Raw genomic sequence first — 20941 nt, 5'->3', positions numbered from 1 at the left:
CCGCCCGTCGAGGGGTCTCGCGGGGTGCCGACGACGCCCGAACAGCTCGAGCTCCTGCGGCGTGCGCTGGCGGTGCTGACGGAGATGGCGCCCGCGGCGATCGAGCTGGGCGAGATGTTCCGCGCGGCCGGCCACGAGCTGGCGCTCGTCGGCGGCCCGGTCCGTGACGCCTTCCTGGGGCGCGCGAGCAACGACCTCGACTTCGCCACGTCGGCCGACCCGGACCAGACCCAGGCCCTGCTCGCGGCCTGGGGCGACGCGCACTGGGACATCGGCAAGGAGTTCGGCACGATCGGTGCCAAGCGCTTCGCGCCCAAGGGTGCCCCGCGCGGTGTGGACGAGCTGGTCGTCGAGGTCACCACGTACCGGACCGACGAGTACGACCCGGCGTCGCGCAAGCCGCTCGTCGCGTTTGGCGACACCCTGGTCGGCGACCTGTCGCGGCGCGACTTCACGGTCAACGCCATGGCGGTGCGCGTCCCGGAGATGCTGTTCGTCGACCCGCACGACGGGCTCGCCGACCTCGCGACGGGCGTCCTGCGCACCCCGATCGCACCGGAGCGCTCGTTCGACGACGACCCGCTGCGCATGATGCGGGCCGCGCGGTTCGCGGCCCAGCTGGGCTTCGAGGTCGAGCCTGCGACGCGTGCCGCGATCGTCGACATGGCGTCGCGCATCGAGATCGTCTCGGCCGAGCGGGTGCGGGACGAGCTGACCAAGCTGCTCCTGTCCGACGACCCGCGCAAGGGGCTCGAGGTCCTCGTCGAGACCGGCCTGGCGGACCACGTCCTGCCCGAGCTCCCTGCCCTGCGTCTCGAGATCGACGAGCACCACCGGCACAAGGACGTCTACCAGCACTCGCTGACCGTGCTCGAGCAGGCGATCGCCCAGGAGACCGGGCCCGACGGCGCGGTGCCGGGTCCGGACCTCGTCCTGCGTCTCGCGTCTCTCCTGCACGACATCGGCAAGCCGGACACGCGGCGGTTCGAGCCGGGCGGCGGTGTCAGCTTCCACCACCACGAGGTCGTGGGCGCCAAGCTCACGGCGAAGCGGCTCAAGGCGCTGCGCTTCGACAAGGAAACGGTCAAGCAGGTGTCGCGGCTCGTGGAGCTGCACCTGCGCTTCCACGGGTACGGGGAGGGGGAGTGGACCGACTCCGCCGTGCGCCGCTACGTGACCGACGCGGGACCGCTCCTGGAGCGACTGCACCGCCTGACGCGGGCGGACTCGACCACCCGCAACAAGCGCAAGGCCCAGCGCCTGTCCGACGCGTACACGGACCTCGAGCAGCGCATCGAGCGGCTGCGCGGGGAGGAGGAGCTGGCCTCGATCCGGCCGGACCTCGACGGGCAGCAGATCATGGCGACCCTGGGCATCGCGCCGGGGCCGGAGGTGGGACAGGCCTACAAGTTCCTGCTGGAGCTGCGTCTCGACCGCGGGCCGCTCGGTGAGGACGCCGCCCGCGAGGAGCTGCTGACCTGGTGGGCCGCACGCGAGGCGTGACGTGACGCCGAGACGCCGAAGGGCGGGCACCGACGGCGCCCGCCCTTCGTGCGTGGTCCCCTGCGGGACCGGTCGATCCGTCAGCGGCGCTCGGTCGCCTCGCCCGCCGTCTCGAGGACGGGAGCGTCCTGCGCGAGGGGCGCGACGTCGTCGGACAGGATCGCCGGGGCCTCCACGACCGCCGGCCTGCGCAGCAGGAACGACAGCGCGACCGCGACGAGCATGACCACGGCACCCCAGACGAACGCCGAGGACACTCCGTCGGCGAGGGCGACCTGCGGGCTCGCGCCCTCCGCGGTCCTGGCGACCTCGTGCGACGTCATGACGGCGATGAACAGGGCCGTCCCGGCCGCGCCCGCGAGCTGCTGCACCGTACCGATCATGGCGCTGCCGTGCGAGTACAGCGACGGCTTGAGCGCCGAGAGCGCACCCGTGAACAGCGGCGTGAACACGAAGGCCAGGCCCAGGCTCAGCACGACGTGCGCACCCAGGACGAACCACGGCGACGTCGTCGCGCCGACCGTGGTCAGCGCCGCGAGCGCGACCGCGACCGCGCTGAGCCCCGGCAGGACCAGGGGGCGCGGGCCGAGGCGGTCGTACAGGCGGCCGACGGTCGGGCCCAGCAGACCCATGATCAGGCCGCCCGGCAGCATCATCAGACCCGTGTAGACCGGGTCGAGACCCAGCGAGCTCTGCAGGTACAGCGGCAGCAGGATGATCGAGCCGAACAGCGCGATCATCGCGACCGACATGATGCCGAGCGAGACCGTGAATCCGCGCGAGGAGAACACGCGCAGGTCGAGCAGCGCCGCGTCGCGGCGCTGCAGCACGAGCTGGCGCGCGACGAACAGCACGAGGAACACGGGCCCGACGACGAGCGGGATCCACACGGGCACGGCCGGCGTGGCGCGCGCGGCCTCACCCAGGTTGGACAGCCCGAAGACCAGGCCGCCGAACGCCAGGACGGCGAGGAACAGCGACAGCGGGTCGAGGCGCGTGTGCGTACGGTCGGCCGAGTCCTTGACGTACTTCGCGCCGAACACGAGGGCGACGAGGGCGATCGGCAGCACGAGGCCGAAGATCCAGCGCCAGGACAGGGTCTCCAGGACCAGGCCGGACAGCGTGGGGCCGAGGGCCGGCGCCGCGGCCATGACGATCGCGACGTTGCCCATGATCCGGCCACGGGCCGACGGCGGGACGAGCGTCATGATCGTCGTCATGAGCAGCGGCATCATGATCGCCGTGCCCGACGCCTGCACGACGCGGGCCCCGAGGAGCCAGCCGAAGCCCGGCGCGAACGCGGCCAGGGCCGTGCCCGCGCTGAACAGCGACATCGCGAGCAGGAACGCCCCGCGCGTCCCGAGACGCTGGAGCAGGAAGCCCGTCGCCGGGATGACGACCGCCATCGTGAGCATGAAGGCCGTGGTCAGCCACTGGCCGGTCGACGCCGTGATGTCCATCTCCTCCATGAGGTGAGGCAGCGCGACGCCCATGGTCGTCTCGTTGAGGATGACGACCGACGCAGAGACGAGGAGGAGCGCGATCACGAGGAAGTTCTCCCGTGACAGCTTCTCCGAGACGGGTAAGGACGGGGCGGTGCTCTGCGGTACCTGCATGGCTCTCCTGTGGGGTCGGTGCGCACGCGCGACGGGGAAGTGCGCAGCGAGGTGGGGGAGCGTCCATCCGGATGTCGTACGCCCTACGAGAACTACGCTGAACCATCCTCGGATATTCCCCCGGTCCTGACGACTCCTTTTCCGGGCAGGACTCATCGGCGCCACGACGGCGGGTCGCCGCGGCACCGGGGCCGCGCGGAGGACGAGCGGGTGGGCTACCTCACCCCGCCGCGGGGCGTCCGTCCGGAGCCGCCTCGGGAAGGGGAGCGTCGCCGTCGGGCCCCGCCGCGTGACGCGCCCCGAAGCGGCCGAAGACCAGCGCAGCCCCCGCGTACGCGACCGCGAGGACCACGAAGACCGGGCGCGAGTACCCCGTGTCCGGCAGCGTGAACGCCGCGAGGGCCGCCGCGCCCACGAACGCCGCGTTGTACAGGACGTCGTAGAACGCGAAGGCCCTCCCGCGGAAGGCGTCGGCCGTGTCGCGCTGCACGATCGTGTCCACCGCGATCTTCGTCGCCTGCGCCGCAAGACCCAGCAGCAGGGCGCCCGCGAACACGACCGTGCGCGACGGCGTCGTGGCCAGCAGGAGCTGGCTCATCGCGGCCAGACCCAGCATGAGCGCGATCCACAGGTGCGGACCCGTGTACCGCGACAACGTCGGGGTCAGTACGACGGCGAGCGCGCCACCGACCCCCGTGAGGCCCACGACCGTCGCGAACGTCGCCAGGCCCGCGTTCGTGTTGCCCGGGTCGGAGAGCAGGTTGCGCGAGATGAGGATCGACGCGATGAACGTGACCCCGTACAGGAACCGGTGCGTCGCCATGACCACGAGGGCCTGGCCCGGCGTGCGGCGCGCGACGAGATAGCGGGCGCCGTCCGCGAGGCCGCGCGCGACCTTCGCGATCTCCGTCGTGATCGCCGCCTCCGCGGGCCGGTCCGGCCCCAGCAGCCCGCGCGACATGCGCAGCGCCAGCAACGACGCCGCCCCGAACACGAGGGCCGCGCACACGAGCGCGACCGAGTCCTTCTGGCGCCCCGGCTCGAACGTCAGGCTCAGCAGGAAGCCGATGCCACCGCCCACGAACGCCGCCGCGGCGCCCAGCGTGGGGGTCAGCGAGTTGGCCGTCAGCAGCAGCGGGCCGTCGACCACGCGCGGCAGCCCCGCGGACAGGCCCGCGAGCAGGAAGCGGTTGACCGAGAGCGTCGCGAGCGCCAGCACGTAGATCCACGGCGTCACCCCCGTGGTCAGCATGAGCACCGCGGTCGCGGCCGTCAGGACCACGCGCACCGCGTTGCCCCACACCAGGACCTGGCGGCGGCTCCAACGGTCCAGGAAGACCCCCGCGAACGGACCCACGATCGTGAACGGGGCCAGCATCACCGCGAACGCCGCGGCGATCGAGGCCGCCGTCCCCTGGGACTCCGGGGAGAAGAAGAGGAGCGACGCCAGCCCGACCTGGAACATCCCGTCGCCCGCCTGGCTGACCAGCCGGACCGCGAAGAGCTTCCTGAAGTCGCGCAGCCGAAGCAGGACACCGAGTTCCGAGATCACACCCACCGGTTCAGGGTATGCGGTGGTGAGAGCGATCCCCGCCCCAGGACGGCCCGACGGCGGCACGCGCCCCGGATCGGGGGGCGTGCCGGTGTGCCGGGGTGGGGTGGGCAGGAGGTGGCGGGGCCGGTCCTGTCGGCGAGACGGGTGGTTGGGTCCGAGACGGGTCTCTGGGCCACGGTCCGCGCGACCCGTCTCGTGCGGAAGCACCCATCTCGTCCCGGGCCCCCGCCCGCCGGGGCCGGCCGGTGTCCAGGGGGCGAGGCCGTCGGGCATGCGAAGAGGGCCCGGGACCTTCAGGTCCCGGGCCCTCCTCATGAGCCGTCAGGTCAGCGCACGCCACTACCGTCGCGCTGGTCCTGCGCTCGCGAGCTCGCTACGGATCAGCGCAGGTACTTACGGTCGCGCTGGTCCTGCGCTCGCGAGCTCGCTACGGATCAGCGCAGGTACTTACGGTCGCGCTGGTCCTGCACTCGCGAGCTCGCTTCGGATCAGCGCTCGTTCTCGCCGGAGATGAAGGCCTCCAGAGCCGCACGGCCCTTCGTGTCCTCCATCTGGACCGGCGGGGACTTCATGAAGTACGTCGAGGCCGAGAGGATCGGGCCACCGACGCCGCGGTCCTTGGCGATCTTCGCGGCGCGCACGGCGTCGATGATGATGCCGGCCGAGTTGGGGGAGTCCCAGACCTCGAGCTTGTACTCCAGGTTCAGGGGCACCTCGCCGAACGCGCGGCCCTCGAGGCGGACGTACGCCCACTTGCGGTCGTCGAGCCACGCGACGTAGTCCGACGGGCCGATGTGGACGTTGCGGTCCTCGGTCTTGCCACCGAGGGGACCTTCGAGGTTCGACGTCACGGCCTGCGTCTTCGAGATCTTCTTGGACTCGAGGCGCGTGCGCTCGAGCATGTTCTTGAAGTCCATGTTGCCGCCGACGTTCAGCTGGTACGTGCGGTCCAGCACGACGCCGCGGTCCTCGAAGAGCTTCGCGAGCACGCGGTGCGTGATGGTCGCGCCGACCTGCGACTTGATGTCGTCGCCGACGATCGGGACACCGGCGGCCTCGAACTTCGCGGCCCACTCGGGGTCGGAGGCGATGAAGACCGGCAGGGCGTTGACGAACGCGACACCCGCGTCGATCGCGCACTGCGCGTAGTACTTCGCGGCGATCTCCGAACCGACCGGCAGGTAGCAGACGAGCACGTCAGCGCCCGACTCCTTGAGCGCGGCGACGATGTCGACCGGCTCGGCGTCCGACTCCTCGATGGTCTCGCGGTAGTACTTGCCGAGGCCGTCGTTCGTCACACCACGCTGGACGGTGACGCCCAGCGGCGGCACGTCGGCGATCTTGATGGTGTTGTTCTCCGAGGCGTTGATGGCCTCCGAGAGGTCGAAGCCGACCTTCTTGGCGTCGACGTCGAAAGCGGCGACGAACTCCAGGTCGGACACGTGGTAGTCACCGAACTGCACGTGCATCAGTCCGGGCACGGTGCTGCTCGGGTCAGCGTCGCGGTAGTAGTGCACGCCCTGGACCAGGGAAGATGCGCAGTTTCCGACGCCAACGATGGCGACGCGGATGGAGGACATCCTCGCTCCTTGCTGTCAGTGCCGGGGGCGCTGCGCGCCGACGGCTTCGTAGTTAGTGGTTGTCTTGCCCGTGACGGTTCTCGGGGCCGCTCGACGGCCGGGTGCGACGACGGTCGCGCTCGGTCGTGATCAGTCCGTCGAGCCAGCGAACCTCACGTTCGACCTGTTCCAGGCCGTGACGCTGCAGCTCAAGGGTGTATTCGTCCAGGCGCTCGCGAGTGCGGGCGGCGGACTCCTTGACCGACTCCAACCTCTCGGTGAGCCGGCTGCGCCGACCCTCGAGGATGCGGAGACGGGTCTCGGCGTCGGTCTGCGCGAAGAACGCGAACCGGACGTCGAAGCTCTCGTCCTCCCAGGCTGCCGGACCCGAGGTCGCGAGGACCGTCTGGAGACGCTCCTTGCCCTCGGCCGTGAGCTGGTACACGATGCGTGCCCGCTTGCCGGACAGCGCGTGGGGAGGGGTGGTGGGTGACTCGGTGCCGACGATGTGGCCGTGCGCGACCATCGCCTTGAGCGCCGGGTAGAGGGAACCGTAGGAGAAGGCGCGGAACGAACCGAGCAGCAGGTTGAGCCGCTTGCGGAGCTCGTACCCGTGCAGCGGAGACTCGTTCAGGAGGCCGAGGATGGCGGTCTCCAGCACGTCGGAACGGCTGCGTGCCATGGCACCTCCTCCTCGGTCAGGCTGTCACCGCGGAGGGCGGATCGGGCTGCGTCATCTCCTCGATGTATCGAGTCGATACATCGACAGGCTAGGTGCAATCGGACCGCTGCGCAATGCGTCGGTGCATAGAGGTGTGTGTGACCGGTGCGTCCGGCCAGATGTGAAGGACTGGCGGAACTGCCGCGTGGCTGTGGCGAAACAATGCGATTCGTGCTGGCGAGGCCCTTGTCCTCACGGGGTGACGGCCTATTGTTCAGGGTGGTCCGATGCATGTCCCGCGTCCCCCGTCGTCCTCTCCTTGGGCGAAGCGCGGTCCGGTCCGGACCTGAAGTGACCCCCAGAGGAAGGTGAACCGTGGCGAGCTCCGCGAGGCAGACGAAGGGCACGGCGCGCACCGCCAGCACAGCGCGGACGGGCACCACGGCGCGCAAGCGTCGCTTCTTCAACTACCCCCGATCCCACGTCAAGAGCTTCCGTCGCTGGCTCCCGTCGTGGCGCGTGCTGCTCGGGACCTTCCTGACCGGCGTCGCGCTGGTCGCCGGCATCGTCATCGCCGCCTACGCCACCACGACGGTCCCCGAGGAAGCCGCCTACGCGAAGCAGCAGAAGACGACCGTCTACTACGCCGACGGCGTGACCGAGATCGGGACCTTCCAGGTCGAGAACCGCGTGATCGTCCCGTTCGACAGCCTGCCCGAGTACGTCGGGAACGCGGTCGTCGCGTCCGAGGACGCGACGTTCTGGGAGAACTCCGGGGTCGACATCAAGGGCATGGCCCGCGCCGCGCTGAACAACGTCACCGGGGGTCCGCGCCAGGGCGCGTCGACGATCACGCAGCAGTACGCGGAGCGCTACTACTCCGACGAGACCATCTCCAGCTACGCGGGCAAGTTCCGCGAGGCGATGCTCGCCCTGCGTCTGACGCAGAAGGAGGACAAGAAGGAGATCCTCGGGAACTACCTGAACACGATCTACTTCGGTCGTGGCGCGCACGGCATCGAGGCCGCGGCACAGGCGTACTTCGGCGTGCCGGCCGCCAACCTCACCCTCTCGCAGGCCGCGCTCATCTCGGCCGTCATCCCGAGCCCGAACAACTACGACCCCGCGGTCAACCCCGAGACCGCGGAGGCCAAGTGGAACCGCGTGATCCGGCGCATGGGTGAGCAGGGACTGATCACGCCGGAGGAGAAGGCCGCTGCCGCCTTCCCGGTCGACACGCTCCTGCCGAAGGCCACGGCCACCAACACGAAGGGCGGCCAGGCGGGCTACCTCCTGGACATGGTCCAGGACGAGTGGGCCAACTCGGGCCGCGACGCCGAGGACCTGTTCACCAAGGGCTACACGATCGTCACGACGATCGACAAGGCCATGCAGGACCTGGCGGTCGCGACCGCCGAGGGCACGATCCCGCGAGACGGCGAGCACCCGGCCAACGCGGGGCTGAGCCCGTCGATCGTCTCGATCGACTCGGCCGACGGTGCGGTCAAGGCCATCTACGGCGGGCCGGACTTCGTGACGAAGCCGTTCAACTCCGCGACGGACGGCATCGCGCAGGCCGGATCGACCTTCAAGCCGTTCACGCTCGTGGCGGCGCTCGAGCAGGGGATCGACCTGTCGGCGAGGTACGACGGCAACAACGACGTCGAGGTGCCCGGGTTCTACGAGAAGGGCAAGGGGGTCAAGAACTTCGACAACGGCACGTTCGGTGAGGTCGACCTCGTCAAGGCCACCGCGAACTCGATCAACTCGGTCTACGCGGCGCTCAACATGGAGGTCGGCCCCGAGGCCACGGTCGAAGCGGCCGTCAAGGCCGGGATCCCGGCCGACACCATGGACCTCAAGCCCGTCCCGTCGAACGTGCTCGGTACGGCCTCGGTCCACCCGATCGACCTCGCGCACGCCTACGCGACGTTCGCGGCGCAGGGCTTCGAGTCGACCCCGCACGTCGTGCAGTCCGTCAAGCTGCTCAGCAGCGGCGCCGAGATCTGGGAGCCCGCGGGCCGCAACGAGCGCGTCTTCGAGCCGGACACCATGGCAGCCGCGACCTACGCCATGACGCAGGTCGTCGAGGCCAAGGGCGCCTCGGGTGCGCCGGCCAAGGCGCTCAAGCGGCCCGTGGCGGGCAAGACCGGAACGTCGAACGACAACAAGTCGGCCTGGTTCACCGGGTACATCCCCCAGCTCGCGACCATCGTCGGCCTCTACCAGACCAACCCCGAGACGCAGGCGCAGGAGCAGATCGAGCCCTTCGGCGAGTACTACCGCAAGTCCATCACGGGTGGAACCTGGCCCGTGGACGCCTGGACGCAGTACATGGAGGGCGTCATCGCGCTCCCGCAGTACGCCGAGGTGCAGGAGTTCCCGCAGTACACGCCCAAGAAGCCGGTCCCGACCGAGACGCCGAGCGAGGTCCCCACGGAGATCCCGCCGGTCGACGAGCCCGAACAGCCCGAGCAGCCTGAGACCCAGACAGCCATCCCGACCGACCTGGTCGGCAGGTCGAAGGCCGATGCTCGGGCGGCACTCGAGGCGCTGGGCTTCCGCGTGGCATTCACCGAGGAGTACTCGGCGGACGTCGCGAAGGACGTCGTCATCCGCGTGGGCAGCGCGGGGCAGCCCGCCGCGCCGGGGACGACCGTGGCGGTCGTCGTCTCGAAGGGGCAGGACCCGAACAACCTGCCGACCAACGAGGTCGTCGTGCCCGAGGTGACCGGCCAGGCGCAAGGCGCTGCCGAGGCGGTGATCCGACGTGCCAACCTGGTCTCCACCGTGCGCGAGGAGGAGAGCCAGCTGCCCAAGGGGCAGGTGATCCGGGTGGAGCCGGGGGCCGGCCAGAAGGTCCCACCGGGCAGCACGGTCACCCTCGTCGTCTCCAAGGGCCCGCCCCAGGGGTAGCACCCAGATTTCCCGACCCCGGCCCTGACCGGGTACCTTGGGATCTTGCTGTGTCTCGATCCGTGCTGCCATCAGTGCGGGGACGGCACAGCGACGCACAACCCTCCTGTCACGGAGAGACCGTGACCGCTGAGTCCGCAGGAGGTGGGTTAACCGCATGCGTCAGTACGAATTGATGATCATCCTCGACCCCGAGATCGAGGAGCGCACCGTTGCTCCGTCGCTCGACAAGTACCTGACGGTCATCAAGACCGACGGTGGCACTGTCGACAAGGTGGACATCTGGGGCCGTCGCCGCCTGTCCTTCGAGATCAACAAGAAGTCCGAGGGCATCTACGCCGTCGTCGACTTCACCTCGACGTCGGACACGGCCAAGGAGCTGGACCGTCAGCTCGGCCTCAACGAGGTCGTCCTGCGCACGAAGGTCCTGCGCACCGACGCTCGCTGATCACCCGCACTTTCTGACTTCCCTCGCGCCGTCCCGGTGCTCTGCGCGTCCTCATGGGCGCCGTCAGTGGCACGTGGTGGGATGTCCGCGGACGGGGGTCATCCCCTTCGAAGTTTCTTCGATACGCAACGAACAATGAGGAGCTGGCATGGCTGGTGAAACCGTCATCACGGTGGTCGGAAACCTGACCGGGGACCCGGAGCTTCGCTTCACCCCCGCAGGGGCTGCCGTCGCCAACTTCACCGTGGCGTCCACGCCGCGCACCTTCGACCGCCAGAGCAACGAGTGGAAGGACGGCGACACGCTGTTCATGCGCTGCTCGATCTGGCGCGAGGCCGCGGAGAACGTCGCCGAGTCCTTGACCAAGGGCATGCGCGTGGTTGTTCAGGGCCGTCTGGTCCAGCGTTCGTACGAGACCCGCGAGGGGGAGAAGCGCACGGTCGTCGAGCTGCAGGTGGAGGAGATCGGTCCTTCCCTGAAGTACGCCTCCGCGAAGGTCACCCGGGCCCAGCGCTCGGGCGGCGGCAACTTCGGTGGCGGCGGCGGTTTCGGCGGCGGCGGTGCTTCGAGCGGCGGTGGTTTCAGCGCTTCCGGCGGTGGCCAGCAGAACAACGACGACCCGTGGGCCACGGCTGGCCCCGCGTCGTCGGGTGGGTCCTCGTTCTCGGACGAGCCCCCCTTCTAGTCACCGCTCACCCCAGACAAACCCTTCCCGGCGGGGCAGGTGCCCGACGACGGCACCCACCCCGGCCGGGGATAGCACCTTGTGAAGGAGCAACACCATGGCGAAGCCAGTGGTGCGCAAGCCCAAGAAGAAGTCCAACCCCCTGAAGTCGGCGAAGATCGAGTCGGTCGACTACAAGGACACGACCCTGCTGCGGAAGTTCATCTCCGACCGCGGGAAGATCCGTGCCCGTCGCGTGACCGGCGTCTCCGTCCAGGAGCAGCGTCAGATCGCACGTGCCGTCAAGAACGCTCGCGAGATGGCGCTCCTGCCGTACTCGTCGTCCGCACGCTGATCGAGAGGGGATAGAACATGGCAAAGCTCATTCTGACCCACGAGGTCACCGGCCTGGGCGAGCCCGGCGACGTGGTCGAGGTCAAGGACGGGTACGCCCGTAACTTCCTCGTGCCCCGTGGCCTGGCGACCGGATGGTCCAAGGGTGCCGAGTCGCAGATCTCTGCGATCCGCAAGGCTCGCAAGGCTCGCGAGATCGCGACGCTCGACGAGGCCAAGGCGACGCGCGACTCGCTGCAGTCGAAGCCTGTCGTCGTGCAGGCCAAGGCGGGCCAGGGCGGCCGTCTGTTCGGTGCCGTCACCACCGGTGACATCGCCGAGGCCGTGAAGGCTGCCGGCGGCCCGTCCGTCGACAAGCGCAAGATCGAGATCGGCCAGCCGATCAAGTCGACCGGTTCGTACACGGTCACCATCCGCCTGCACGCCGAGGTCTCGGCGAACATCGCGGTCAACGTGGTGGCTGCCTGATCGACTGATCGCCCCTGTCCCGTGAGGGATGGATGGATCGGAGATCTCACCCGACGGCCCGGTCCCCTCTGCGGAGGGGGCCGGGCCGTCGGCGTTCCCTGGACCGGTCTGTCAGAACGTTCACGCCCCGGTGACCATCCACCGGTCGCTGCGCGCACGCAGCCCCGTGGTCAGCGCGCGCGCCGCCATGAAGACCCCCGCGAAGGCCGCCCACAACCACGCGAGGCCCGCGGCGCCGTCGGGCGCGAGAGCGCGGACCGCCAGCGCGAACGGCACGTACACGACGAACGTGACCATGCCCGCCCACGCGAGGTAGCGGCCGTCCCCGGCACCGATGAGCACGCCGTCCAGGACGAACACCCACCCCGCCATGGGCAGCAGCAGGCCGCACACGGCCATGCCGAGCGCGACGGCGGTGCGGACGTCCGGGTCGGACGTGAAGAACAGCGAGAACCACCAGCCGCCCACGGCCATGACGAGGCCCAGCAGCGCGCCCGCCGCGACGCCCCACTGGAGCGTTCGGCGCAGCACCGAACGGACGTGCGACCGGTCACCCGCGCCCAGGCCGTGGCCCACGAGGGCCTGCGCGGCGATCGCGAGGGCGTCGAGCGCGAACGCCGCGAGCCCCCACACCGACGCGACCACCTGGTAGCCCGCGAGCGTGACCTCCCCGAGCCCGGTCGCGACGAAGACCGTCAGGAGGATCGCGAGGCGCAGCGAGAGCGTGCGCACGAACAGCGGCGCGCCCGCGCGCGCGTTGGACCAGATGCCGCCCGCGGCGGGGCGCAGGGACGCGCCTTCGCGCCGGGCACCGCGCACGACGACGACGCCGAGCACCGCGCCCATGGTGAGCTGCGCGACGGCCGTCCCGATGCCCGAGCCCGCGATGCCGAGGCCCACGCCGTACACGAGGACGACGTTGAGGACGGCGTTGAACGTCGCGCCGCCCGCGGCGACGTAGAGGGGAGTGCGGGTGTCCTGCAGGCCGCGCAGCACGCCCGTGGACGCCAGGACGACGAGCATGCCGGGCAGGCCCAGGCCCGACCAGCGCAGGTACACCAGCGCATGCCCGGCCACCTCGCCCGTGCCACCCATCGCGCCGATCGCCCAGCCGCCCCCGATCCACAGGGTCGCCGCGAGGACCAGGCCCAGGCCGAGCGCGAGCCACATGCCGTCGATCCCCGACTGGAGGGCTTCGCGCCGGTGGCCCGCGCCGATGCGCCGGGCCACGGCCGCCGTGGTCGCGTACGCCAGGAAGACGCACAGTCCCACGAGGGTCAGCAGGACCGTGGAGGCCAGGGAGAGCCCGGCCAGCTCGGCGGTCCCCAGGTGCCCGACGACGGCGCTGTCCACGAGCACGAAGATCGGCTCCGCGACGAGCGCCCCCAGGGCCGGCACCGCGAGGGCCAGGATCTGCTTGTCGATGAGGCGACGGCTGGGGGGCCCGTCCCCTGTGGACGACGGCGGCCGGTGCGGAGCGCCGTCGGTGACCGGGGAGCGGTCCTCGGGTGAACGGGGTGAACGACCGGCGTCGGAGGGCTGACCGGGAGCTGGCTGGCGTGCGTGCGGCGTGTCGCCGGAATTTCTTTCGTCCACACCCCTGAGCCTAGTGAACAGGCTGCTCATGGGCGTGTACAGGGGACAACTCGTCAGTTGTCCACATGGTTGTCCACATGGCTGTGAACAGGCTGGCGGGGTCTGTCCACAGGCTGTCCACACCTCTGTGAACAGGGTCGTTTGCGGGGGATGGAAGCGCGATCTACTGTCGCTGAGTCGTGCATGCTCGGGCCTACGGACGGTCGACGGTGCAGCACCACACGACACCCCTCGACGACGCGGGCTCAAGACGTGTCGGTGGGCCGGAGTAGAACAGATGTGCGACGCAGGACGATACCCGGCCATGCCGGGGGAGTGAGGGGCCCGCATGTCGATCGACGAGCTCGAGTCGAGCTTCGGACCACCCGCAGGCAGCGGCGGTCCCGGGTTCGACCGCACCCCGCCGCAGGACATCGCGGCCGAGCAGAGCGTCCTGGGCGGCATGCTCCTGTCCAAGGACGCCATCGCGGACGTGATCGAGCAGATCCGTGGCACCGACTTCTACAAGCCGGCGCACGAGTCGATCTACGACGTCATCATCGACCTCTACGGGCGCGGCGAGCCCGCCGACGCCATCACGGTCGTCGCCGAGCTGACGCGCCGCGGCGAGCTGGGCCGGATCGGTGGCGCGCCCTACATCCACGACCTCATGGCCATGGTCCCGACCGCGGCCAACGCGGGTTACTACGCACGCATCGTGCGCGAGCGGGCCGTGCTGCGCCGCCTCGTCGAGGCCGGGACGCGCATCGTGCAGCTCGGGTACGCGACCGACGGCGGCGACGTCGACGACGTCGTGAACAACGCGCAGGCCGAGGTCTACGCCGTGACCGAGCGACGTACCGCCGAGGACTACATCGTCCTGGGCGAGGTCATCGGCGGGACCGTCGACGAGATCGAGGCCGCGGGGCACCGCGGCGAGGGCATGGTCGGGGTGCCGACGGGTTTCGCCGACCTCGACCGGCTGACCAACGGGCTGCACCCCGGGCAGATGATCGTGATCGCGGCACGCCCGGCCATCGGCAAGTCGACGCTGGGAATCGATATTGTTAGGAGTGCTTCCATAAAGCACAACATGACGTCCGTCGTGTTCTCGCTCGAGATGAGCCGCAACGAGATCACGATGCGTCTGTTGGCTGCCGAGGCGCGCATCCACCTGCAGAAGATGCGCAACGGCTCCATGGGGGAGGACGACTGGCAGAAGCTCGCGGGCACCATGGGCAAGATCTCCGAGGCGCCGCTCTTCATCGACGACTCGCCCAACATGTCCCTCATGGAGATCCGCGCCAAGTGCCGTCGGCTCAAGCAGAAGCACGACCTCAAGCTCGTCGTGATCGACTACCTCCAGCTCATGACGTCGGGCAAGCGCGTCGAGTCCCGCCAGCAGGAGGTCTCCGAGTTCTCCCGTGCGCTCAAGCTCCTCGCGAAGGAGCTCGAGGTGCCGGTCATCGCGATCTCGCAGCTGAACCGTGGCGCTGAGCAGCGCACGGACAAGAAGCCCGCTATGTCAGATTTGCGTGAATCGGGCTCTATCGAGCAGGACGCCGACATGGTCATCCTTCTCCACCGCGAGGACGCCTATGAGAAGGAGTCTCCGCGAGCCGGCGAGGCAGACCTGATCGTGGCCAAGCACCGAAACGGCCCGACCGACACGATCACCGTCGCGTTCCAGGGGCACTACGCGCGGTTCGTGGACATGCAGGTCTGACGCACTTGTCGTGTTGTCGACGTGCAGCCTGGAGTGCACGATCCTCCGTCTGGGCGGCTTGGCCCTGGTTCTCCCCTGTTGTTCGACGAGGGTGGTCAACGAGCCGCGTCGCACGCTCCTCACGGCCGTCGCGGGCCGAGTCTTGCTGATCGAGCGTTGATGCCGCCGTCGGCCCGCTGCCATACTCCTCCGGTGCCCCGGAACCCGGTTGTGGGAGCGGGGTACACCGCCGTTCGGCGCCGGTCGGTGCGCAAGACAAGGGAGACGAGCGTTGACGGAGACCAGCAACTTCGACCTGTACTGCGTACGGGTGTCCGTCGACGAGAGGTCGGTCATCGTCAGCGCGACCAGCCTGCCCGGTCGTGGCGCGCTCGGTGCGCGCGAGGTCGTGATCTCGCTCGACCGGATCGAGCGGGTGCGGTTCAAGGCGGCGACACTCCTCGCCAACGGCTCGATCACCATCGAGCGGGATGGTCCGACGGTGCAGCTTCACTTCCGGAGGAAGCAGGCGGGAGCCGCTGAAGCACTCCTTCGCGCCATCGACGCCTCGCGCAGAGGTACTGGCTCAGCATTGAGCGCTGCCGAGCCCGTCATCGTCCAGGTGGAGTACCTCGGCACCACCTCGTCCCACCCGGAACCCGCAGCCGATCTCCCCGCGTGGGCCACCGATCTTGCGCCGCAGGACGACCGCCGCGGGTACGCGTTCGCGTGGCGACCGGCAACGCCACCGCGAGTGGGTGACGTCGGCATCGACGATGCCGGGCGTGAGGTCGTCGTCGTCGGCCTCGGGCGCCACGGCTATGACGGACCGTTGCGGGATGTCGTCGAACTCCTGCCTGTCAACGTCATCGACGTCTCACAGGCTTCGTGTGCGCCGACGGGTCACGACGCGACGGCGTCAGTGGTCCCGCCGAAGCGCATCGAGCTGACCGAGGAGTTCGAGACGGCGCTGGCGATCCTCACCTCTGGCGGTTCGATGTTCCTGACGGGGAAGGCGGGGACCGGGAAGTCGACGCTGATCCGGCACTTCATGGAGTCGACCCGGCGCCGCGTGGTCGTCGCGGCGCCCACGGGGATCGCCGCGCTGAACGTCGACGGCCTCACCCTCCACCGCCTGTTCTCGTTCGGGGCGAGCACCACCTTCGACGACGTCGCGACGGGCGACTACCGGCCGCGCCGGTTCGCGCGCGAGATCCGGGCCATGGACACCCTGATCATCGATGAGGCGTCGATGGTGCGGGCGGATCTCCTCGACCAGGTCGAGATCGCGCTGCGCCGCTTCGGCCCACACCCGGGCGAGCCGTTCGGCGGCGTGCAGATCGTGCTCGTGGGCGACCTGTTCCAGCTGCCGCCCGTCGTGCCCGAGCGGGAGAAGGAGTGGCTCGCGTCGCGGTACGAGACGGAGTACTTCTTCTCTGCGCGAGCCTTCTCGCGCGATCGGTTCCCGACGGTGGGGCTCACGAAGGTGTTCCGCCAGCTCGGCGACGACCGCCTGACCGGTCTGCTCAACGCCGTCCGTGAGGGACTTCTCGCCGACGAGATGCGGGCTGATCTCAACACCCGCACGGACGCCGCGTTCGAGCCGCCGTCCGACGAGTTCTGGTTGACCGTCGCCCCGACGAACTCCATCGTGACCTCCCGCAACCGGGCCGCGCTGGAGCGCCTGCCGGGAGAAGCCTTGAGCCGTAGGGCGACGACGTGGGGTGACACGTCCCAGTTCGACAGCCCCGTCGAGGAAGTGGTGGTCTTCAAGGTCGGGGCGCAGGTCATGCTCCTCAACAACGACACGGCCGACCGCTGGGTCAACGGCACGATCGGGCGTATCGAGAGGGTGGACGGCGAGACCGTCGTCGTGCAGCTCAATGACGGCGACGTCGTCGATGTCACCCCGCACACGTGGGAGGTGACCGAGCCCCAGTTCATCGATGGTGCGATGTCGCGCGAGGTCGTCGGTCGGTACACGCAGCTGCCGTTCAAGCTCGCCTGGGCCGTCACGATCCACAAGTGCCAGGGACTCACGCTGGACCGCCTGGTCGTCGACCTGTCCGGAGGCACGTTCACCTTCGGGCAGGCGTACGTCGCGCTCAGCCGCTGCACCTCGATGGAAGGGCTGGTGCTCCACCGCCCCGTCGAGGCACGCCACCTCCAGACCGACCGGCGCGTAGTCCGCTTCCTTGCTACGGCTTCGGGAACGGAGGCGCACCGCCACGTCGCGATCGCGACCCTGCTCGTCGGAGACGACGACGTCCGCTCGAAGCCGAGGCCCGTCGAGATCGCACTGGTCTTCGACGACGGAACCGAGATCTCGACGCTCGTCAACCCTGAGCGTGACCTGACCGGAGCGCGGGAGGCCTTCGACATCGGGGTCGACGACATCACCTTGGCGCCGAACCTCGCCCAGACGTGGTCGGTCCTGGCGCGGCTCCTCGACGGCGCTGTGCCGGTAGGGGTCGACATCGACCGCACGCTGGGCTACGTCGACTGGGAGCTCAAGAGGCTCGGGAACGTCCGTCCGTTCCCACCAGGTGTCGTCGTCGATCCTGGGCACGCCAAGGGTGACGAGACGGCGGAGCTCGCCGCGCCGTCTGCGCTCCGTCGCGCTCGAGCCTCCCTCGCCATCCACCTGCGCGACGGCGGAGACGGCGGGGCTGCTTTCGAGACCGCGAACGCCGAGGATCAGGCGTCGTACTTGCTGACGCGTGACACGGTGACCGTGCCCGATGCAGGACCTGCGCTGGCATCACTCCTCAGCGCCAGTCGCACCGTCAGCGATGCGATTCTTCGCGGCGTTCCCGCCCCGCCCGAGCCGGCGGTAGGCAACGAGATGATCCGACAAGTCGTCGCGGCTCGACTTGCATCTGTGGCGCAGAAGTCCGCCGGGTTGTCACCCGCCGTCGTCGAGCGACTGAGGTTGCTCACGGCGATGCTCGGGGCGGACCTCGGCGCCGAGATCGCATCCCGCGGCGGTGCAGGTGCTCCATCGGCGGTGTTCCGCGGTGCGCGCGTCTGTTTCACAGGTGACGCCATCGGCCTCGATGGTGCGCCTCTCTCGCGTGCGGAGTTGAACGAGCACGCGGAACGCATCGGTCTCGTTCCCGTGGACAACGTCACCAAGACGCGGTGCGACCTTCTGGTCGTTGCCGAGCTTGGTACTCAGTCTGGTAAGGCACGCAAGGCGGCCCAGTACGGCAAGCCGGTGATCTCGGTTTCCGACTTCCTCACTGTGGTCCCAGGGGAGGCGCCTGTGATGCCAGCACCCATGCGCCTGCGTCCCGCGCGGTCCGACACCGTCGACGGCGCTCCCGAGGCTGTGCCCCGAGCGGCGCCGAACGTCCGGGCGGCTTCGTCGCGAACCGGAGTTGGCCTGCCTCGTGCCGCCGAGGCGGCCGAGGCCCTCGCGCTTCAGCGTGAAGGGTGCACGCTCGATGACATAGCGGCGATTCTTGGCAAGTCGGCATATACCGTCAAGGACCTGCTCGCCGATGCGCGGTTCTACGAGATGCCCGAAGCGCAGCCCGAGCGCCTGGCTGTCGCGCGCCGGGCCGCGGAGCTCCAGACGACCACCAGGATGAGCAAGGCGGAGATCATCGCGCTGCTCGACCTGGGGAGGAAGGCAGCCGACCGCGTCTTTCGGGACGTCGATTTCGTTGCGAGCAGCGACGTCGCACCGAGTGACTGAGTCGATACACGAGAACCTCGGGTCCCAAATCCGCGGTCGTACCTACTTTGCGTGGTCTCGCGACATGCCCGAGACCACGTAAAGTACAGCGGCGTGTCCGCGCAATCTGCGCTGCACGTCGACATGTCGAGATGTGGCCCAGCTTGTGCCTCCTCCGTAGGTCTTCTTTTCATGCCACGCCGTACCGCCGAGACTCGCGCTGATGATCGTGCGGCTTCCGCGCCGCGCTGATCGGGCACCTGTTTCCCAAGGTGATGATCGACCTCGACGAGCTCATGCGCGGGGCAACGACCGGGCTAGGGCGGCCGCTGCGAGTGCGAGCGCTACGAGCACCGCTCCCACCTGGTGGAACGCGGCGAGTGCCGCACCGCTGTCTGCGCTCGTCGCGACCATCGAGCCGAGGATGCCTACTCCGACCGCACCGCCGAGCCGCTGGGTGATGTTGTACAGGGTGTTGCCGTCGGCAAGGTCGTTCTCGCTGAGTGGCGCGAGGAAGGCGGCGAGCAGCGGCGTCGTGACGAATCCCGCGGCGAGGGCGCGGCCGCACAGCATGATCGCGGTGACCCACAACGGTGTGTCGTGCGTGAGCAGCAGCATCACGCCGCTTGACACGGCGAGCGCGGCGAACCCGAGTGTCACCAGTGTTCGCAGTGGGATGTGTGTCGAGATGCGCTGACCTAGTGCGGTTCCCAGGCCCATGACGATGCCCTGGGGGATCAGGGCGAGCCCCGTGGCAAGAGCGGTGTGCCCTTGCACCTGCTGGGTGAACACCGGTATCAGGAACACGGTTCCGAAGGCGATGATCGAGGCGAGCACCTGGAGCACCAGCGCGAGGAGCGACTGACCGCTACGGACGACGTCGAGGCGTACCGGCGGGTCCTTTCGCCGGGACGCGGTTCTGACGTACGCGGCGAGCAGCCCGATCCCTGCGACGACCAGCGTCAGCGGTGCGGGACTGCCCCATCCACCGGCGGAGCCGCGCGTGGCCCCGAGGAGCGTGGTCACCAGGCCGGCCGACAGCACGAGGAACCCGATCGCGTCGAACCGGGCTTCTGCCCTGGCCCGCGTTCCGAGGTGGCGCAGGCGCGATGCGAGAAGCAGTCCGGCCGCGCCCACCGGTACGTTGACCAGGAAGACCCACCGCCACCCTCCGGCGCCGATCAGAAGGCCACCGAGCGACGGTCCGAGGGCGGGAGCAAGGAACAGCACCACGGCGGCCGAGACGGGGACCTTGCCACCGCTCAGGCCGTCCTTGCCCATCAGGATGCTCAATGCCAGCGGGACCAGGGGAGCGCCGACAAAGCCCTGCACGACCCGAGCGGTGACGAGCAGCTCGATGCTCGGGGCCACGGCGCACACGGCGGAGGTGGCGACGAACAGCGCCATGCTGACCAGGTAGACACGCATCGTGCCGAAGCGGCGTGAGGCGTACGCGGTCAGTGCCAGTCCTACGGCGAGGGACAGCAGATAGCCGGAGACGACCCAGTGGACCGTGTCGAGCCCGGCGCGGAGGTCTTGGGCGATGTCCGGGACCGCGACGTTGACGATGCTCGAGTCGAGCATGCTGAGGGAAGGGCCGATGAGCAGTCCGTAGCGTGCGGCTCGGCCGATCCTCGTGGCACCGGGGCGTGTGTCCGCGCCGTCGACGGTCACGACCGTTCCGCTTCGTTGCGCAGGTCGTCGAGCCAGCGCAGCTCCTGGGAGAGGCGATCGACCAGCTGTTCCTGCGCGCGGCGCCGCCATGGCAGGGCCGGGTCCCGCGGGGCCTCGGCCAGGAGGCCCTGTACCTGAGCGAGCGCGTGCTCGACGATCTGCCGTCGCACTCCCAGGACGCCGAGGCGCGACGGTACCGGGAGCTCGTCGAAGAAGCTGACGCGGAGCAAGAACTCCTCGTCGTCGCTCGCCAGCTCGCGCGGCAGTGTGGACACGAGGTCGTGAAGCATGCCGCGCCCGGTCTCGGTGATGGCGTAGACGTTGCGCGCCGGGCGCCCTTCCTGCTGCTCGACAGACTTGGTCACCGCGCCGTCGCGCTCCAGCTGCTTGAGGGCCGGGTAGAGCGAGTTGTTGTTGACCGGCGCGATCGACGGGCGCCGTATCCGGCTCTTGAGCTCGTAGCCGTGGGCCGGGCCGTTCCGCAGGACGCTCAGGGCGTAGATCTTGATCGTCACCCGTCCAGCCTAACCTAGGTTAGGCTGGACGGTGAACGCGAGCTGCTGG

The 20941-nt window shown here is 69.4% G+C and carries 15 protein-coding genes; 8 read left to right on the top strand and 7 right to left on the bottom strand.

What is annotated here, in order from left to right:
* The first annotated feature begins 24 nt into the window (after positions 1-24).
* Positions 25-1503 carry a CCA tRNA nucleotidyltransferase gene (locus JOD48_RS00710; RefSeq protein WP_425564154.1) on the top strand — a complete coding sequence of 493 codons (1479 nt, stop codon included), beginning with the start codon at positions 25-27 and terminating at the stop codon, positions 1501-1503.
* A gap of 80 nt (positions 1504-1583) precedes the next feature.
* Here the strand turns inward: JOD48_RS00710 and JOD48_RS00705 are convergent, their stop codons facing one another.
* The 4 genes from JOD48_RS00705 to JOD48_RS00690 all read right to left on the bottom strand — a co-directional run bounded on the left by JOD48_RS00705 (position 1584) and on the right by JOD48_RS00690 (position 6915).
* Positions 1584-3119, bottom strand: a complete 1536-nt coding sequence (locus tag JOD48_RS00705) for an MDR family MFS transporter (RefSeq protein ID WP_191791222.1) — start codon at positions 3117-3119, stop codon at positions 1584-1586.
* Positions 3120-3339: 220 nt separating this feature from the next.
* Positions 3340-4677 (bottom strand): MFS transporter, encoded by a 1338-nt coding sequence (locus tag JOD48_RS00700; protein WP_307823895.1) that lies wholly within the window; start codon positions 4675-4677, stop codon positions 3340-3342.
* Between the two features lie 485 nt (positions 4678-5162).
* Complete coding sequence (locus JOD48_RS00695) at positions 5163-6254, bottom strand: inositol-3-phosphate synthase (protein ID WP_191791221.1); 1092 nt, start codon at positions 6252-6254, stop codon at positions 5163-5165.
* 52 nt (positions 6255-6306) lie between these two features.
* The gene (locus JOD48_RS00690) at positions 6307-6915 is read right to left on the bottom strand and encodes a PadR family transcriptional regulator (RefSeq protein WP_191791220.1); all 609 of its coding nucleotides are present in this window, start codon (positions 6913-6915) and stop codon (positions 6307-6309) included.
* Between the two features lie 354 nt (positions 6916-7269).
* On the opposite strand from JOD48_RS00690, the gene JOD48_RS00685 reads away from it, so the two are divergent.
* The 5 genes from JOD48_RS00685 to rplI all read left to right on the top strand — a co-directional run bounded on the left by JOD48_RS00685 (position 7270) and on the right by rplI (position 11744).
* Complete coding sequence (locus tag JOD48_RS00685; RefSeq protein ID WP_204806729.1) at positions 7270-9810, top strand: transglycosylase domain-containing protein; 2541 nt, start codon at positions 7270-7272, stop codon at positions 9808-9810.
* 157 nt (positions 9811-9967) lie between these two features.
* Positions 9968-10258, top strand: coding sequence for a 30S ribosomal protein S6 (gene rpsF / locus JOD48_RS00680; RefSeq protein ID WP_030152648.1), 291 nt, complete (start codon positions 9968-9970; stop codon positions 10256-10258).
* A gap of 148 nt (positions 10259-10406) precedes the next feature.
* The gene (locus JOD48_RS00675; protein WP_191791218.1) at positions 10407-10943 is read left to right on the top strand and encodes a single-stranded DNA-binding protein; all 537 of its coding nucleotides are present in this window, start codon (positions 10407-10409) and stop codon (positions 10941-10943) included.
* Positions 10944-11040: 97 nt separating this feature from the next.
* Positions 11041-11277, top strand: a complete 237-nt coding sequence (gene rpsR / locus JOD48_RS00670; RefSeq protein WP_030152654.1) for a 30S ribosomal protein S18 — start codon at positions 11041-11043, stop codon at positions 11275-11277.
* Positions 11278-11294: 17 nt separating this feature from the next.
* A complete protein-coding gene (rplI, locus tag JOD48_RS00665; protein ID WP_138827012.1) occupies positions 11295-11744 on the top strand; it encodes a 50S ribosomal protein L9 in 450 nt (149 codons plus the stop codon).
* A 120-nt stretch (positions 11745-11864) separates the two neighbouring features.
* Here rplI and JOD48_RS00660 read toward each other — a convergent pair whose 3' ends face one another.
* The gene (locus tag JOD48_RS00660; protein ID WP_204810202.1) at positions 11865-13169 is read right to left on the bottom strand and encodes an MATE family efflux transporter; all 1305 of its coding nucleotides are present in this window, start codon (positions 13167-13169) and stop codon (positions 11865-11867) included.
* A gap of 499 nt (positions 13170-13668) precedes the next feature.
* Between JOD48_RS00660 and dnaB the strand changes: the two genes are divergently transcribed.
* Together dnaB and JOD48_RS00650 are read left to right on the top strand one after the other, a co-directional pair.
* Positions 13669-15045, top strand: coding sequence for a replicative DNA helicase (gene dnaB, locus JOD48_RS00655; RefSeq protein ID WP_056654050.1), 1377 nt, complete (start codon positions 13669-13671; stop codon positions 15043-15045).
* Positions 15046-15316: 271 nt separating this feature from the next.
* Complete coding sequence (locus JOD48_RS00650) at positions 15317-18724, top strand: AAA family ATPase (RefSeq protein ID WP_239527306.1); 3408 nt, start codon at positions 15317-15319, stop codon at positions 18722-18724.
* Between the two features lie 273 nt (positions 18725-18997).
* Here the strand turns inward: JOD48_RS00650 and JOD48_RS00645 are convergent, their stop codons facing one another.
* Positions 18998-20467 (bottom strand): DHA2 family efflux MFS transporter permease subunit, encoded by a 1470-nt coding sequence (locus JOD48_RS00645; protein WP_275581427.1) that lies wholly within the window; start codon positions 20465-20467, stop codon positions 18998-19000.
* Entirely contained in the window at positions 20374-20892 is a 519-nt protein-coding gene (locus JOD48_RS00640) for a PadR family transcriptional regulator (protein ID WP_191791208.1), read from the bottom strand. The genes JOD48_RS00645 and JOD48_RS00640 overlap by 94 nt, the downstream gene beginning before the upstream one ends.
* Positions 20893-20941: the final 49 nt, after the last annotated feature.

This window comes from Oerskovia paurometabola (assembly GCF_016907365.1).
Lineage (GTDB): Bacteria > Actinomycetota > Actinomycetes > Actinomycetales > Cellulomonadaceae > Oerskovia > Oerskovia paurometabola.
Note: the sequence above shows the minus strand (reverse complement) of the source record. Positions and strands in the feature narration are given on the sequence as shown.

Excerpts from the sequence above, each read along its gene's own strand:
- JOD48_RS00705 (WP_191791222.1), bottom strand. The coding sequence starts at position 3,119 with ATGCAGGTACCGCAGAGCACCGCCCCGTCCTTACCCGTCTCGGAGAAG.
- JOD48_RS00695 (WP_191791221.1), bottom strand. The coding sequence starts at position 6,254 with ATGTCCTCCATCCGCGTCGCCATCGTTGGCGTCGGAAACTGCGCATCT.
- JOD48_RS00690 (WP_191791220.1), bottom strand. The coding sequence starts at position 6,915 with ATGGCACGCAGCCGTTCCGACGTGCTGGAGACCGCCATCCTCGGCCTC.
- rpsF (WP_030152648.1), top strand. The coding sequence starts at position 9,968 with ATGCGTCAGTACGAATTGATGATCATCCTCGACCCCGAGATCGAGGAG.
- JOD48_RS00675 (WP_191791218.1), top strand. The coding sequence starts at position 10,407 with ATGGCTGGTGAAACCGTCATCACGGTGGTCGGAAACCTGACCGGGGAC.
- rpsR (WP_030152654.1), top strand. The coding sequence starts at position 11,041 with ATGGCGAAGCCAGTGGTGCGCAAGCCCAAGAAGAAGTCCAACCCCCTG.
- rplI (WP_138827012.1), top strand. The coding sequence starts at position 11,295 with ATGGCAAAGCTCATTCTGACCCACGAGGTCACCGGCCTGGGCGAGCCC.
- dnaB (WP_056654050.1), top strand. The coding sequence starts at position 13,669 with ATGTCGATCGACGAGCTCGAGTCGAGCTTCGGACCACCCGCAGGCAGC.
- JOD48_RS00645 (WP_275581427.1), bottom strand. The coding sequence starts at position 20,467 with ATGGCGGCGCCGCGCGCAGGAACAGCTGGTCGATCGCCTCTCCCAGGA.